The sequence below is a fragment of the Roseateles sp. GW835-FHT13E02 genome, from assembly GCF_058794035.1.
In genome coordinates, this window is record NZ_JBXAGJ010000004.1 from 46147 (window position 1) to 59996 (window position 13850).

Annotated in this window: 11 protein-coding genes; 5 read left to right on the forward strand and 6 right to left on the reverse strand. The window is 67.0% G+C overall.

Going from position 1 to position 13850, the window contains the following annotated elements:
- The first annotated feature begins 204 nt into the window (after positions 1 to 204).
- Genes AC1Q6P_RS05185 through AC1Q6P_RS05195 form a run of 3 tightly spaced genes read left to right on the forward strand, consistent with a single transcriptional unit; the run spans position 205 to position 4525 of the window.
- Complete coding sequence (locus AC1Q6P_RS05185) at positions 205 to 1539, forward strand: hypothetical protein (RefSeq protein ID WP_492664511.1); 1335 nt, start codon at positions 205 to 207, stop codon at positions 1537 to 1539.
- On the forward strand, positions 1536 to 3494 hold the full coding sequence (locus AC1Q6P_RS05190; protein WP_492703073.1) for an MORN repeat-containing protein: 1959 nt from the start codon (positions 1536 to 1538) through the stop codon (positions 3492 to 3494). The genes AC1Q6P_RS05185 and AC1Q6P_RS05190 overlap by 4 nt, the downstream gene beginning before the upstream one ends.
- A 17-nt stretch (positions 3495 to 3511) precedes the next feature.
- Entirely contained in the window at positions 3512 to 4525 is a 1014-nt protein-coding gene (locus AC1Q6P_RS05195; RefSeq protein ID WP_492664509.1) for a M14 family metallopeptidase, read from the forward strand.
- 33 nt (positions 4526 to 4558) lie between these two features.
- Here the strand turns inward: AC1Q6P_RS05195 and AC1Q6P_RS05200 are convergent, their stop codons facing one another.
- The 5 genes from AC1Q6P_RS05200 to AC1Q6P_RS05220 form a co-directional block, all read right to left on the reverse strand.
- Positions 4559 to 4933 carry a VOC family protein gene (locus tag AC1Q6P_RS05200; protein ID WP_492664508.1) on the reverse strand — a complete coding sequence of 125 codons (375 nt, stop codon included), beginning with the start codon at positions 4931 to 4933 and terminating at the stop codon, positions 4559 to 4561.
- Between the two features lie 127 nt (positions 4934 to 5060).
- On the reverse strand, positions 5061 to 5639 hold the full coding sequence (gene metW / locus AC1Q6P_RS05205; protein WP_102768058.1) for a methionine biosynthesis protein MetW: 579 nt from the start codon (positions 5637 to 5639) through the stop codon (positions 5061 to 5063).
- On the reverse strand, positions 5636 to 6778 hold the full coding sequence (gene metX / locus AC1Q6P_RS05210; protein WP_492664507.1) for a homoserine O-succinyltransferase MetX: 1143 nt from the start codon (positions 6776 to 6778) through the stop codon (positions 5636 to 5638). The genes metW and metX overlap by 4 nt, the downstream gene beginning before the upstream one ends.
- A gap of 160 nt (positions 6779 to 6938) precedes the next feature.
- Complete coding sequence (gene sppA, locus AC1Q6P_RS05215; RefSeq protein ID WP_492664506.1) at positions 6939 to 8810, reverse strand: signal peptide peptidase SppA; 1872 nt, start codon at positions 8808 to 8810, stop codon at positions 6939 to 6941.
- Between the two features lie 146 nt (positions 8811 to 8956).
- Positions 8957 to 9601, reverse strand: a complete 645-nt coding sequence (locus AC1Q6P_RS05220; RefSeq protein ID WP_492664505.1) for a glutathione S-transferase — start codon at positions 9599 to 9601, stop codon at positions 8957 to 8959.
- 162 nt (positions 9602 to 9763) lie between these two features.
- On the opposite strand from AC1Q6P_RS05220, the gene AC1Q6P_RS05225 reads away from it, so the two are divergent.
- Positions 9764 to 10453, forward strand: a complete 690-nt coding sequence (locus AC1Q6P_RS05225; RefSeq protein WP_133155181.1) for a response regulator transcription factor — start codon at positions 9764 to 9766, stop codon at positions 10451 to 10453.
- A gap of 127 nt (positions 10454 to 10580) precedes the next feature.
- On the opposite strand, the gene AC1Q6P_RS05230 is transcribed toward AC1Q6P_RS05225, so the two are convergent.
- Entirely contained in the window at positions 10581 to 13316 is a 2736-nt protein-coding gene (locus AC1Q6P_RS05230; protein WP_492664504.1) for a prolyl oligopeptidase family serine peptidase, read from the reverse strand.
- 101 nt (positions 13317 to 13417) lie between these two features.
- Here AC1Q6P_RS05230 and AC1Q6P_RS05235 point away from each other — a divergent pair, with 101 nt between their 5' ends.
- Positions 13418 to 13720, forward strand: coding sequence for a hypothetical protein (locus tag AC1Q6P_RS05235; RefSeq protein WP_492664503.1), 303 nt, complete (start codon positions 13418 to 13420; stop codon positions 13718 to 13720).
- The last annotated feature ends 130 nt before the right edge of the window (positions 13721 to 13850 follow it).

Below are 13850 nucleotides of genomic sequence, written 5' to 3' on the forward strand. Positions count from 1 at the left end.
GTAGGCAGGGCCCCACGCAGGCCACCCCAGGGCTTGCCCGGGGCGGTAAAACTACCTGGGAAGCGTCATCAAACTCGGCGAGCATGCCGTCCGCGCCCCAAGGCCGATGAACAATGGCTCAAGGGCAGGGCGGCCCCGATTCTGACGCCAGCTCGGCCCCCTACACTGCAAACTTTTGTTACTCCTTGACCCGGATTTGATGCGATGAGAAATCTGCTGTCTCTGCTCATCTGTCTGCTGCTGACGGCCTGCGCGTCGGCGCCCAAGTACACCGTGGATGATGGTCGCCCGGTCAATGAGACCTTGCTCGGCAATATCCGCGCCTTTGGTGCCGGCGAGCAAGCGGTGCGCCCGGCCATCGCCCGCAGCGCCGCCCTCAAGGACCCCGACTGCGACAAGCAATGGGAGCTGCCCTTCGCCCTGGCCACCAGCAACGGCTGGGCCGAGAACGACCGCGTGGCCTGGGTGCGGGCACTCAATGTGGACGAGCGCCTGACCGTGGTGGCTGTGGCGCCCGGCTCGCCCTTGCAACTGGGTGACAAGGTGGTGGTGCTGGCCGGCCTCAGAACCGAGGACACCGAACAGATGCTCAACGGCCTGGCCGAGATTCGCGACCGCGGCCAGCCCTTTTCCGTGGAGCTGTCCACCGGCAAGCAGCATGTGATCACACCGTTCGAAGTCTGCCGCGGCTACACGCGCTTTGCCCCGCCCAGCACGCCCGAGGTGCAGGATTACCACTGGCTGCTCAGCATGCATTCGCTGGAAGTGCCCAAGGTGCAGCTGACCGAAGACGAGGCGCTCTGGGCCGTGCTGTGGACGCAGGGCCTGTCCGAAGAGGGCGGCGCGCGCATGAAGACCTTTCACTACGGCAGCAAGATCGTCGGCACGCTTTACAACCTGGTCACCCTGGCCTCGGGTTTGAAGGGGGCGGCGATGGCGGCCGAAGCTGCCGTGACTGCCGCCAAGAGCGCGGCGCAGAACGTGGTGACCGAAGTGCTCAAACAACAGCTGATCGAGCAAGGCAAGAGTCTGGCGGCGCAGAAGTTGCGCGAAGGGCTGACCGATGCCGCCGAAAAACTGACCCGGCAGCAGGTGGTCAATGCCCTGCAGGCGGCGGCCGCCAACCGAGGCTCGCTGTCCGGCGTGGCACGCGTGGGCGCCACGGTCTTTGATCGCGCCGACGCCTGGGCGTTCGAACGCGTGGCCAAGCTCGGCGGCAACCCCCTGGGCGGCTTTCGCCTGCATCAGAAGCTGATCGAGAACAGCTTCACCAGCAATGCCTTTGCCTTCGACGCCGAACGTCTTGACGCGCTCAGCAAACTGGCCGATGCCAAAGGCCTGGGCTACGAGGTGCAGGCCATCCTCAACGGCTTCAAGCCCGAGGAACTGCTGTTTGAGATCGGCGCCATGCCGCTCGCCTCGGCGCCCGCCGCTTTTTCCTTTTCGGGCCCTGAAGACATGAACCAAGGCCGCTTCGCACGCGGTCTGATCGACGCCATGCTGGACATGCCCATGGCCTCCGGCCCCGCCAAAAAATGACGCATCCTTTGCCGCAGCCCCTCGGTTTCCCCCCTCGCGCTCTCGCGCGCTTGCGCGCCGGTGATGTGCGTCGTCTCATCGGCCTGGCCATGCTGCCCTGGTGCAGCGCCACCTGCCTGGCTCAAGCGCTTGCGCCAGCGCCAGCCCCAACGCCAGCACCGGCCGTGGCCGCCGCTTCGGCGCCGGTCGTGGGCGTGCCGGCCGGCGCGGCTCCAGCCGCCAGCGCTGCCTCGGCGGCAAGCGATGCCCTTCCTCCGGCGCCACCGCCGCCCAGTTGCTCGGCCCTGACTGCCAAGGCCATGAGCAGCGATTTGCGCGCCGCCACGGCGCAAGCCCAAAACAAGGCGCTGGAAGACCTGGCCAAGGCCTATGAAGAGGCTATCTCGCTATGGACCCAGGCCGCCCTGGGCTGCAACGGCCGGGCCCAGGAGCGCGCCCAGCGCGCCCTCAGCGACAACGAGCGCCAGCGCGCTGCGGTGGCCGAGCGCCTGGCGGCCGGCTCGCAATGCGAGCTCTCGCACCGCGATGCGGCCTCGCTGCAGGAACTGGCGGCCAAGGCCTTTGGCGAACGCCGCTTTGCCGATGCCGCCTCGCTCTACAGCAAGGCCGAGACCATGTGGGACCTGGCCGCCGAGCATTGCACCGGCAGCCAGCAGCAGATTGCCCAGCGCCGCCGCGAGCAGACCGAGATCGACGCCCACAACGCCGAGTACTGCGCGCCCATCTTCGAGAAAGCGCGCGAGTTCACGCAGAAGTTCCGCACCGCAGCGCCCGGCTTGCCGGTGACCGAGCGCCAGGCTCAGTCCCTGATCGCCGAGACCGCCTGGCGCCGCGCCACCACCCTTTGCAAGGACGCGGCCCTGGACAACGCCAATGCCTTCATCCAGACCCTGGCACGCGAACGCGGCACGCCCTGGACGGCCGTGGCCCTGCCGGACAGTTTCCAGTCCGTGCTGCCCAAGCCGCCCGCGCCGCGGCCCAGCACCGTTGCGGCCGCCCCGGCCACACCCGCCCAGGGTGCGAACAAGGTGGCGGGTGCTGCAGGCGCCGCAGGTACAGCAGCCACCACGACAGCCGCAACGACGGCGGCCGCCAGCAGCGAGGCCAGCACAGGCGGCCTGGGCGCCGTCATCAGCGGCGCCCTCGGTGCGGTGAAAAACGCCGTCAGCAGCCCGAGTACCGAGGCTGCGCCCGGCCGCAATGCACTGGAGGCGGCCAAGCCGGCGCCGCAGGAGATGGACATCCGCGCCGGTGACACCCGCTACAAAGGACAGTTCGTGCGCGAAGAGGGCCAGGTCGTCAGCGGCAACGGCCGGGTCGAATGGTCCAACGGAGACGTCTACATCGGCAGCCTGGTGCGCAGCGTGCGCCAGGGCAAAGGTGAATTCATCTGGGCCAATGGCCAGCGCTATCTCGGCGACTGGGTGGCCGACAAGGCCACCGGCCAGGGCAAGCTCAGCTTTGCCAACGGCAATCAGTACGAGGGCAGCGTGGTCGACGGCAGCCCCGAGGGCGTGGGCCAGCTGAGCTTTGCCAGCGGCGATGTCTACAAAGGCCAGATTAGCCAGGGCCTGCCACACGGCAAGGGCCTGTACCGCTGGGCCAATGGCCAGCAGTACGAGGGCGACTATGTGCGCGCCGAACCGCAGGGCCGCGGCGTGCTGCGCTATGCCAATGGCAACCGCTACGAGGGCAGCATCCAGGCCGGTCAGCCCCATGGCCAGGGGCGCATGGAGCTGGCCTCGGGCGACCGCTACGAAGGCGAGTTCCACCTCGGCAAGCCGCAGGGCCAGGGCAGCTATTTCTGGAAGAGCGGCGAGCGCTACGTCGGCGCCTGGGTCGGCGGTGTCAAGCATGGCCAGGGCGTTTTCCACTGGCCCACGGGCGACCGCTGGGAAGGCCTGTTCCAGGCCGACGAGCGCACCGAAGAAGGCACCTTGCACCGCAAGGAATGAGCATGGACAAGCACGGAATGAGCGCACCCACCGCAGCCCCCCCTCCCGCAGCCCCGGCCAGCGACACCCCGGTCGAGCTGAGCCCGCCCGACATCCGCCCCTACCGGCACGGCAGCGGCGCCAGCGGCGTCGACTACGTCCATGTGCTGGACTCCGGCCGCCCCGGCCCCACAGTCATGGTGCAAGCCCTGACCCATGGCAACGAGCTCTGCGGCGCCATCGCGCTCGATTGGCTGTTCCAGCAAGGCATGGGCCGCACGCTGCAGCCGCTGCAGGGGCGGCTGATCCTGAGCTTCGGCAATGTCGAGGCCTACGCCCGCTTCAACCCGGCCGACCCGCATGCCGCACGCTGCGTGGACGAAGACCTGAACCGCGTCTGGAGCGATGAGCAGCTCTTCGGCCCACGTGACACGCTGGAACTGCGCCGCGCCCGCGCCCTGCGGCCCTTTGTCGACAGCGCCGACTACCTGTTCGACATCCACTCCATGCAGGACGCCTGCCGGCCGCTGATGGTCTGCGGCCTGCTCGACAAGGGCGCCGCCTTCGCGCGCGAGCTGGGCATGCCCGGCGAGCTGCTGATCGACACCGGCCACCCCTCGGGCCTGCGCATGCGCGACCGCGGCGGTTTCGGCGACCCGGCCAGCCCGAAGAAGGCCTTGCTGATCGAATGCGGCCAGCACTGGGAGCAGCGCTCGGCCGAGGTGGCCATTGATGGCCTGGTGCGCTTTCTGCGCATGACCGGCATGGTCAGCGCCGACTGGGCTGAGCCGCGCCTGCGCCTGCCTCTGCCCGAGCGCCAGCGCACCATCCGGGTGGACGAGGCCATCACCGCCATCAGCCGCGACTTTCACTTCACCCTGCCGGGCCCGGTACGCGGCCTCGATGTCATCCCCGAGGCCGGCACCGCCTTCGCCCGCGACGGCGACACCGTGTTCAAAACCCGTTATGCCAACACGGTGCTGGTGATGCCCAGCCTCAAGCACGGGCTGCCGGGCAACACCATGGTGAGGCTGGGGCGGGTGGAGGGCTGAGGTTCTTCGAGCCGGAGCCGCAAGCCCAGCTCTTTACTCAGGTTTCATGCAAAAGGCATTGAGCTTGTTGCCATCGAGATCACGGAAGTAGCCAGCGTAGAAGCCGCCGCCGCGCGGGCCTGGTGCGCCTTCGTCCTGGCCGCCCAGCTCCAGCGCCTTGGCATGCAGGGCGATCACCTTCGCTTCGCTGTCCACGGCCAGGGCGATCATCACGCCGTTGCCGACGGTGGCGGGCTGGCCATCAAATGGGGTGAGCAGGCCAAAACCCGGCTGGTCCATGCTGCGCCCCCAGGCGTAGCCGCGGTCGAAGGTCATCAGCCTCTGGATGCCGATGACCGCGAACAGCTGGTCGTAAAAGGCTGTGGCGCGGGGCAGGTCATTCGTGCCGAGGGTCGTGTAGCCAATCATGGTGAGCCTTTCATGGGGAAGAGTTGGAGCCGTGAATGGTGAAGCGTGAATCGCGATTCGTAAATCGGGAGTCAGCTCTGCCTTGGGCGCACAGCGCCCACCCTTCGCGGCTCGCAATGTCCCCTCTTCAACCCCGATCGAACTTGAACACCGCCATGCTGGCCATCAGATTGGGGAAGCTGCGCACCGTCTGGCCGTTCTGGATGCCGAAGCTGTCCAGCACGCGCAGGCGGTTCTTGCGCGCCAGCACCTCAAAGTCGGCATAGGTGCCGACGCGGATATTGGGCGTGTCGTACCACTCGTAGGGCAGCACACGGGTCACCGGCATGCGGCCCATCAGCACCTGGGCGCGGTTGGCCCAGTGGGCGAAGTTGGGGAAGCTGACGATGCCGATGCGGCCGACACGCGCGGTCTCGCGCAGCATGGCTTCGGTATTGCGCAGATGCTGCAAGGTTTCAAGTTGCAGCACCACGTCAAAGCTCTGGTCCTCGAAGATGGACAGGCCCTCTTCCAGATTGAGCTGGATGACATTCACGCCGCGCTGGGCGCAGGCCAGCAGATTGGCGTCGTCGAGCTCGACGCCGTAGCCGCTGCAGCCTTTGTGGCGGATCAGGTGGTCGAGCAACTCGCCGGTGCCGCAGCCCAGGTCGAGCACGCGCGAGCCAGCGGGCACCAGGGCGGCAATGTGTTGCAGGATGGCGCTCATGGCTGTTGTTCTCCGGCGATGCGTTGGAAGTAGGCGCGCAAGACACCGTGGTAGCGCGGGTCCTCGAGCAGAAAGGCGTCGTGGCCATGGGGCGCGTCGATCTCGGCATAGGAGACATCGCGCTTGTTGTCGAGCAAGGCCTTGACGATCTCGCGCGAGCGCGCCGGCGAAAAGCGCCAGTCGGTGGTAAAGCTGGCCAGCAGGTATTTGCAGCGGGCGCTGGCGAAGGCGCGGCTGAGATTGCCGCCATGCTCTCGCGCCGGGTCGAAGTAGTCGAGCGCACGCGTGATCAGCAGGTAGGTGTTGGCATCGAAGTAGTCGCTGAACTTGTCGCCCTGGTGGCGCAGATAGCTCTCGATCTGGAACTCGATGTCCTGCGTGCTGTAGCCCAGCTCGGAGGCGCGCAACTCGCGGCCGAACTTCTGCTCCATCGCATCGTCGGACAGGTAGGTGATGTGGCCGATCATGCGCGCCACACGCAGGCCGCGCTTGGGCACCACGCCGTGCGCGTAGAAATGGCCGCCGTGGAAATCGGGGTCGGTGATGATGGCGCGGCGCGCCACCTCGTTGAAGGCGATGTTCTGTGCCGACAGAGCCGGTGCCGTGGCAATCGCGATGCAATGGCGCATGCGCTCGGGGTAGCGCAGTGACCAGTCCAGCGCCTGCATGCCGCCCAGCGAGCCGCCCAACACGGCCGCCAGCTGCTGCACGCCCAGCGCATCGAGCACGCGCGCCTGAGCATCCACCCAGTCCTGCACCGTCACCACCGGGAAATCGGCGCCGTAGACCTTGCCCGTGGCCGGGTTGATGTGCATGGGGCCGGTGGAGCCGAAGCAGGAGCCGAGGTTGTTGATGCCGATGACGAAGAACTTGTCGGTGTCCAGGGGCTTGCCGGGGCCGATCAGGTTGTCCCACCAGCCTTCGCTCTTGTCCTGGCCTTCGTAGGTGCCGGCCACATGGTGGCTGGCGTTCAGGGCATGGCAGACCAGCACGGCGTTGTTGCACTCGGCATTGAGCGTGCCGTAGGTCTCGTAGACCATTTCGTAGTCGCGCAGCTCGGCGCCGCTGCGCAGGCGCAAGGGCTGAGCAAAGGCCATGCGCTGGGGGGTGACATGGCCGAGCTGTCCTGCATGGGGCATGGGGGACTCCTGAAAAAACAAAACCGGCGCCGCTGGGGGAAAGCGGACGCCGGCGGTGCGGAGTCCCTCTTTAGCGGCATTTTTTGAGCGCCCGCAATTCGGAACAAATCGGCGCTGAGTTGCAATTATAAGGAGCAAGCGCCGGACGGCGCCGCCCCGATCACGGTGGCGTGCACAGGCAATGAGCGAAGGTGCTGAAAGGCCGGCCGCCCTGCGCGCGTGCGCTGACAAAGGCCAGATCGCGCTGCATCTCTTGCGCTGCCTTGGGCAGCAAGCTCGCCGCCTCGCCCAGACCCAGCTCGGCACGCACGGCCGCGGCGATCGAGGGCGCGACGATCTGATCCAGGCTGGACAGCAGGCGCTCGACGCGGCCCATCTCGCGCTCGACATAGCTCAGCGGCGGCGTGCCCTCGATCTTGGCCAGCTTGGCGGCGGCGCGCACGGCGTCGTCGAAGCGGCCCAGGCGATCGATCAGGCCGCGCTCCTTGGCCTGCGCGCCGGTCCAGACCCGGCCCTGGGCCACGGCATGGATCTCGGCCACGCTCTTCTTGCGCGCCGCCGCGGTCTTGCTGGTGAACTCATCGTAGATGTGGTTGATGCCTTGTTGCACCGTGGTGGCCAGGCGCGGGTCCAGCGGCCGGCGCGGATCGAAGCCGCCCGCCAGCCAGTTCGTCGTGTAGCCACCGGTGTGCACCGAGAGCTTGTCCAGCAGCTTGTCGCCCGTGGGCAGCATGCCGTACACGCCTATCGAGCCGGTGATGGTGGCCGGGTCGGCGATCACCTCGTCCGAGGACATGGACACCCAATACCCTCCCGAGGCCGCCACATCGCCCATGGAAATGACGACCGGCTTGCCGGCCTTCTTCGTCAGCTCCAGCTCGCGGCGGATGACCTCGGAGGCGAACGCACTGCCGCCGGGCGAATTGACGCGCAGCACCACGGCCTTGACCTTGTCGTCCTCGCGCGCCTGGCGAATCAGGCGGGCGGTGGAATCCCCGCCGATGCGGCCTGCAGCGGCATCTCCATCGACGATCTCTCCCTCGGCCACCACCACGCCGACGCGATCACCCAACATGGGTTTGGGCTTGATGTAAGCCTGGTACTCGGCCATGGAAACCTGGCGGAAGCTCTTGCCCTTGTCGTCTTTGGCGCCACGCGCCATCAGCAGCTCGCGCATCTCGTCGCGGGTCTTGAGGCCATCCACCAGCTTGGCTTGCAAGGCCAGTTGCGCGGAGTCGCCCTTGAGCGCGGTCAGCGCTTCAGGCAGGGAGTCGATGCTCTTGCCGAGGCTGCCCTTGGGCAGCTTGCGTGCGGTCTCAACAGCCGCGGTGTAGCGCGCCCACAAGTCATCGTAAAGATAAGCCTCGGCCTGCAACGCTTCCTTGGACGGACTGTTGGAAAAGTAGGGCTCGGCCGCGTTCTTGAAGGCGCCGACACGCAACACATTGGCGCTCACGCCCAAGCGGTCCAGGGCATCCTTGTAGTACGCGCGGTATCGGCCATAACCCTCCAGCTGAACGGCACCCAAGGGATGCAGATAGACCTCGCTGGCTCGCGCCGCCAGGAAGTAGCCGCGCTGGCTGTAGCCGTCGCCATAGGCCAGCACCGGCTTGCCCTTGGCCTTGAAGCGATCCAGCGCGGCAGCCACCTCGCTCAAGCCGGCCAAGCCACCGCCCGAGAACTCATCCAGGCTCAGCAGCACGCTGCCGATCTGCGGGTCTTGCGCGGCCGCGTCCAGCGTGCTCAGCACATCACGCAGCCGGGTCTGGCGCTGGTGGTTGCCCTGCAGCTGGGCCATGGCCTGGTCGCGGGCCGAGCCCGAGAACTGCTCGACCAGCGGGCCTTGCAGGTTCAGCACCAGGGTCGTCTTGTCCGCGAGAGGTGCCGGGCCTCGTGAGACGAGGCTCACCACGATCAGGACCAAGATCAGCAAGAGCAAGAGGTTGAGCAGGGCTCGCCGGCTGGCGTCCAGCACCCACCAGAACTTGCCCACGGCCCACCAAAGGCCCGAAAACACCTTTTTCACTGCCATTCAGGCTCCCAGATGAATGAAGGATGGCCCGGCACGCGGCTCGGCTGAGCCAGCTTCAGCTCCGGACCCCTGCTTGATTGTGCAGCAGGCCTGCCGGCCGGGACGAAAGGCAGGGATCGGGGGGCCGGGGTCGAAGCAGGATCGATTCAGCCCGCAATCGGGCTCTCGTCCCAGACGGGCAGCTTCTCCATCACCGCCTCGAACAGCGCCGTGGCCAGCAAGCGCTGCAGCCAGGCCTGCAACGCCGGCACCGGCGCTGCCGCAAAGGCCTCAGGATCCACCGCTGCGAACTGGCGCACAAAGGGCAGCAAAGCCATATCGGCCAGGCCGCAGCGTGGCCCACACAAGAAGGCGTGGTGCTGCAGCGCCGCTTCCATGGGCTGCAGTTGCAGCGCCAGTGCGGCTGCGAACATGGCCTCGGGCACATCGGGTGGCTGCTGCCGCTGCGGGTACTTGTAACGGTCGAGCAAGCACTTGAAAGGCCCGTCGTTGCGCTCGATCCAGGCCAGTTGCTCGGCCAGCGGCGCCGCGCCGAGCCAGCCCGCCGGGTCGTTCTGCGCCAAGGCCCAGCGCATGATGTCCAGGCTCTGCTCCAGCACTCGGCCATCGGGCAGCACCAGCACCGGCACCGTGCCCTTGGGCGATGCCTGCAACAAGGCTGCCGGCTTGGCGCGCAGCTGGATCTCGCGGCCCTGCACCGCCACGCCCGCCTGCCGCAGGGCCAAGCGCGCCCGCATGGCATAGGGGCAGCGCCGGAAGGTGTAGAGCACAGGCAGCGAGGTGTCGGTCACGGTCAAACCCGTCAGTGAAGGCGGCCGATTGTGCGGCATGCGCATCCGCGAATGCCGGCCTTGCGTGCGATGCGCCACCGGCCCGCTTTCAACACCCCGGATCGCGGGGTTGTTGCACCAGGGCAGGGCTGCACAATGCAGCGCTTGCATTCCATGATCCCCATGTCCTCCGTTTTCCTGCTGCGCCGCGCGTCCAAATCCCTCGAGTCTTCGCGCACAGCCCTGGCCGAAGACGGCCGCTGGCAGATCGCCGGCAGCAGCGAGCGCGCCACCGATTGCCTGCCCGCCCTGCGCGCCAGCGGCGCCCAGTTTCTGGCCTGCGATCTGCGCCTGGCCGACGGCCATGTGCGCCGCCTGCTGCAGCAACTGCGCCGCCTGCCCGAGGCGCCCAAGGTGCTGCTGCTCAGCTCCTGCGCCCACGACACCATGCTGTTCGACACCCTGGCCGATGGCGCCCATGGCTATATGGTCGAGTGCGAACGCGGCAGCAGCCTGCCTCAGGCCCTGAGCCAGCTGCAAGACGGCCAGGCCCTGATGTCACCCGAGCTGGCGCGCCAGACCCTGCAGAGCATGGGCCTGAGCCGCATCAGCCTGGAACGCGCACAGGCCCTGTCCGCCGCGCAAGACCTGACCCCAGCCGCGGGCCTGGATTGCGAGCCCGACCAGGTGTTCAACGAGCTGACCCGAGCCGACCAGCACCTGCTCAGCCTGATCGCCCTCGGCCGCCTGCCGGCCGAGATCGCCCAGCTCTGGCGCCTGGCCAGCGAGGACGTCGGCCGCCGCCTCAGCGCCATCTACGGCAAGCTGCACCGCTGGCAAGCCGCGCGCAGCCTGGATCTGGCGCTGGCCTGAAAGAGGCACTCGACACACCCCATGAAAAAAAGGGCCTGCCGAATCGGCAGGCCCTTTTTTCATCCCGAGGCTTTGCGTCAGACAAGGCCCGGGGTCAGGCCTTGTTGCCGCTCAGCCCCTCGCAGGCTCACGGCGTGACGCGGCCCAGATGCTGCAGCCAGAAGGCTTCGTACTTGCGGTGCCAGCCCACGGTCTTGACGGCGCCGCCCATGCCGTGCTCGCCCTCGGGGTCGAGGAAGAGGTCGACCAGGCCTTCCTTGCCGGACTCGAGCAGGGCGCGGTAGACATTGACCGTGTCCTGGTAGAGCACGTTCGGGTCCATCATGCCGTGCACCAGCAGCAAGGGCTTGCGCAGGCCCTTGGCCATGGGGATCAGCGAGAACTTGCGCAGATTGGGCTTGCTGCGATCGGTCTTGCCGATGGTGCGGCCGCTGTACCAGCTGTTGTAGTTTTCCCATTCGGTCGGGCCGGCGCCGGCGATGCCGGCGGCGAACAGATCGGGCTTGCTGAACATCGTGTACTGGGTCTGGAAACCACCGAAGCTCCAGCCATTCAGGCCCACGCGCGCGGGATCGATGCCGAAGTCTTTGCTCATCAGCGCATGCAGGTCTTCCAGGTCCTCGGTCTGCGGCAGACCGGGGTTCTCCCAGTTGGCGTCCGAGAAGCGGCGGCCGTAGTTGCTGTGGCCGCGCGAGTCGATGGTCACCATCACATAGCCATGCTTGGCCGCCATGTACATGGCGAAAACGTAGGCGCTGGGCTGGAAGCTGTCGCTCTCGACCGAGTGGCGGTCGTTCAGCGGGCCGCCGTAGATGTAGACCACAGCCGGGCGCTTGTCGCTGGCCTTCCAGCCCTGCGGCTTGAAGACATAGGCCGGGATGCTGTCGCCATGGCGGTTCTTGAAGCTGAAGCGCTCGGGGCGCAGCACATCGACCTGGGCCCAAGCCTTGTCGTGGCTGTCGGTCAGGGTCTTGAGCGTGGGCTTGGCGCCGGTCTCGATCAGCTTGAGCTCAGGGCGCGACACCCAGTTGCCGGCATTGGCCGCCAGCCACTGGCCGTCGTGTGAAACCACGGCATTGCGGTGGTACTCGCCCGGCACGCCCAGGGCCTGCATGCTGCCATCAGCCATGCTGACGCGGAACAGGTTCATGCTGGCCAGATCGTCCTTGTTGGCCGCCACGAACATGCTCTTGCTGTCGGGCGTGAAGCCCAGCACCTGATGGGCCTCGAACTCGCCCTGAACCAAGCGGCGCAGCTTGCGGCTGCTCAGATCCCAGGCATAGGGCTGACGGAAGCCGGCCTCATCCAGCACCAGCACCAGCTGCTTGCCATCGGGCGTGAAACGCGGGCGCACCACGTTGACCACCTCGTGGCCAACATCGCCACGGCGCTCCAGCACCATCTCGGGCTTGGCGCTCTCATCGGCGCTGCCCACATAGACACGCAGCAGCTCTTTCTCGCGCTCCCAGGTGCTGAAAGCATAGCGGCTGCCATCACGCGCCCAGGCGATGGGGCTCATCTCGAACCAGACATCGCCACCGGCATGGGTAAACACGGGCGCCGATTGCTTGGCCGGCGCTTCACCGGCGGCAGGCACCTTGCGGATGTACAGCGCCAGCGGCTTGTTGACACGTTTGTCGTCGGAGACTTCGCGGTCCACCTTCTTGGCTTTGGCGAAGCGCTCGTTGTAGCCCATGATCTCGACCTGACGGCCGGTGGGCTCGGGCACGGGCTTGCCGTCATCGCCGGCCGGCTTGCTGGGCGCGCGGCCGATCAAGGCCATCCAGCGGCTGTCTTCGCTCAGCGTGGTCGATTCGATGGCGTACTTTTTGTCTGCGTCATCGGGGTGAATCAGCTCGCGGTTGAGCACCTGCACGCCACCCTGGCTGAAGCGGGCGCGCAGCACGCGCTTGTCGTCCATGAAGACATAACCGGCATCATCGGCGGTGTAGGCCACCATGCGCAGATTGCGCTGCAGGTCCAGCAGGGGCTGCAGCTTGCTGTCGCCCGCCACCCAGCGGAACAAGGCGCCGCGGTACTGCAGGATCAGCTCATCGGCCTTGTTGGCCCAGACGATCTGCGTCACGCCGGGGTAGAGGTCGCTGGGCTTGAGCTTGTCGCGCAGCTGTTTTTTCTTCAGCTCGTCGCGCCATTCCCAGAGTTCCTTGTCCTTTTCAAGCTTGGCGTCGGGCTTGGTCTCGGCCTTGGCTATGGCGCTGGGTGCCGATGCCGCCGATGCCGCAGCCTCTGCCGGGACCGGCTTGCCGCTGCGCTTGGCTTCCAGCGCAGCCGCGGCCTTTTTCTCAGCCTCGGCCTCGGCCTTGTCGGCGGCCTTCTGGGCCTCTTCCTTGGCCTTCTTGGCGGCGAATTCCTTCTTCACCAGCTCCAGCTGGGCGGCTTCCCACTGGCCCAGGTCCACGTTCTCGCCACGCAGATAGGCGGCTTGGGCCACCTCGCGGGCCTGGCGCTCGGCGGTCTCGCTGCGCTTTTGCTGCAGCTTCTTGTCAAAACGCTGCAGATCCTCGGGCGCGTCAAAGGCAGCCATGATGGCCGGCGAAGTCAGGCGCAGGCTCTTGCCGGTCTTGCTGTCGTGCACATAGAGATCGGTGCCCGGCTCGCCAAACGGGTTCCAGAGATAGGCCAGATAGCGGCCGCTGCGGCTGAACTTGGGCTCGCGAGCGTTCTCGCCCCGGTAGGGCTCGGCGCGGAACACCTGCTCCAGGCTCAAGGTCGAGCTCAGGGGCGCGGGCGTGGCCGCGCCGGAACTGGCCGCCGAGGCCGTGAAGGAAAAGCTCGCTGCGCTGAGCAGGGCCGCCAGCAGGCAGCTCGTGCCTGCCAGTCTTGAAGGTTGATTCTTGAACAATCCAGTCTCCGCACACGCCCCGGTTCAGGGCAGCGCGCATTCTAGAAACTCCTGCAAATCAGATGTTCGCGTTGCGGCACTTGCGCGAAACTCGGGGCATCATGATCGCCAACGTCTTTGCCGCCCTCGGTCTGCTGACCTGCCTCTTGCTGGCCCTGCGCATGGCCCTGCCCGCCGCGCGCCAGCGCCAAGTGGACGCAGCGCTGCGCCGCAGCTGGCTGCGCCTGCGCGAGCTGGCCTCCAAGCTGCGCCACTGGCGCAGCCACCGCCAGCTCCGCAAGCAGGCCGCCGCCGAAGCGGCCGAGCTGATCCGCCGCGCCAAGGCGCGAGAAGACGTGGACCGCGAAGGCAATGTCTACCGACCCAAGCAGTTCGATCCGAAGAAGCGGCGCGATCTGCACTGAGCGCAGGCCCGGGCCGGCGAGACAGCCGCCCCATTGCCATGTCCATTGGCATTGCTGAACACCTGAACCCGCGCGCAGCGGCGAGGCTCAGGGCCTCCAAGCCAGGGGCAGCCACATGAAACAGGCAAAA

Excerpts from the sequence above, each read along its gene's own strand:
- AC1Q6P_RS05185 (WP_492664511.1), top strand. The coding sequence starts at position 205 with ATGAGAAATCTGCTGTCTCTGCTCATCTGTCTGCTGCTGACGGCCTGC.
- AC1Q6P_RS05190 (WP_492703073.1), top strand. The coding sequence starts at position 1,536 with ATGACGCATCCTTTGCCGCAGCCCCTCGGTTTCCCCCCTCGCGCTCTC.
- AC1Q6P_RS05195 (WP_492664509.1), top strand. The coding sequence starts at position 3,512 with ATGAGCGCACCCACCGCAGCCCCCCCTCCCGCAGCCCCGGCCAGCGAC.
- AC1Q6P_RS05200 (WP_492664508.1), bottom strand. The coding sequence starts at position 4,933 with ATGATTGGCTACACGACCCTCGGCACGAATGACCTGCCCCGCGCCACA.
- metW (WP_102768058.1), bottom strand. The coding sequence starts at position 5,639 with ATGAGCGCCATCCTGCAACACATTGCCGCCCTGGTGCCCGCTGGCTCG.
- metX (WP_492664507.1), bottom strand. The coding sequence starts at position 6,778 with ATGCCCCATGCAGGACAGCTCGGCCATGTCACCCCCCAGCGCATGGCC.
- sppA (WP_492664506.1), bottom strand. The coding sequence starts at position 8,810 with ATGGCAGTGAAAAAGGTGTTTTCGGGCCTTTGGTGGGCCGTGGGCAAG.
- AC1Q6P_RS05225 (WP_133155181.1), top strand. The coding sequence starts at position 9,764 with ATGTCCTCCGTTTTCCTGCTGCGCCGCGCGTCCAAATCCCTCGAGTCT.
- AC1Q6P_RS05235 (WP_492664503.1), top strand. The coding sequence starts at position 13,418 with ATGATCGCCAACGTCTTTGCCGCCCTCGGTCTGCTGACCTGCCTCTTG.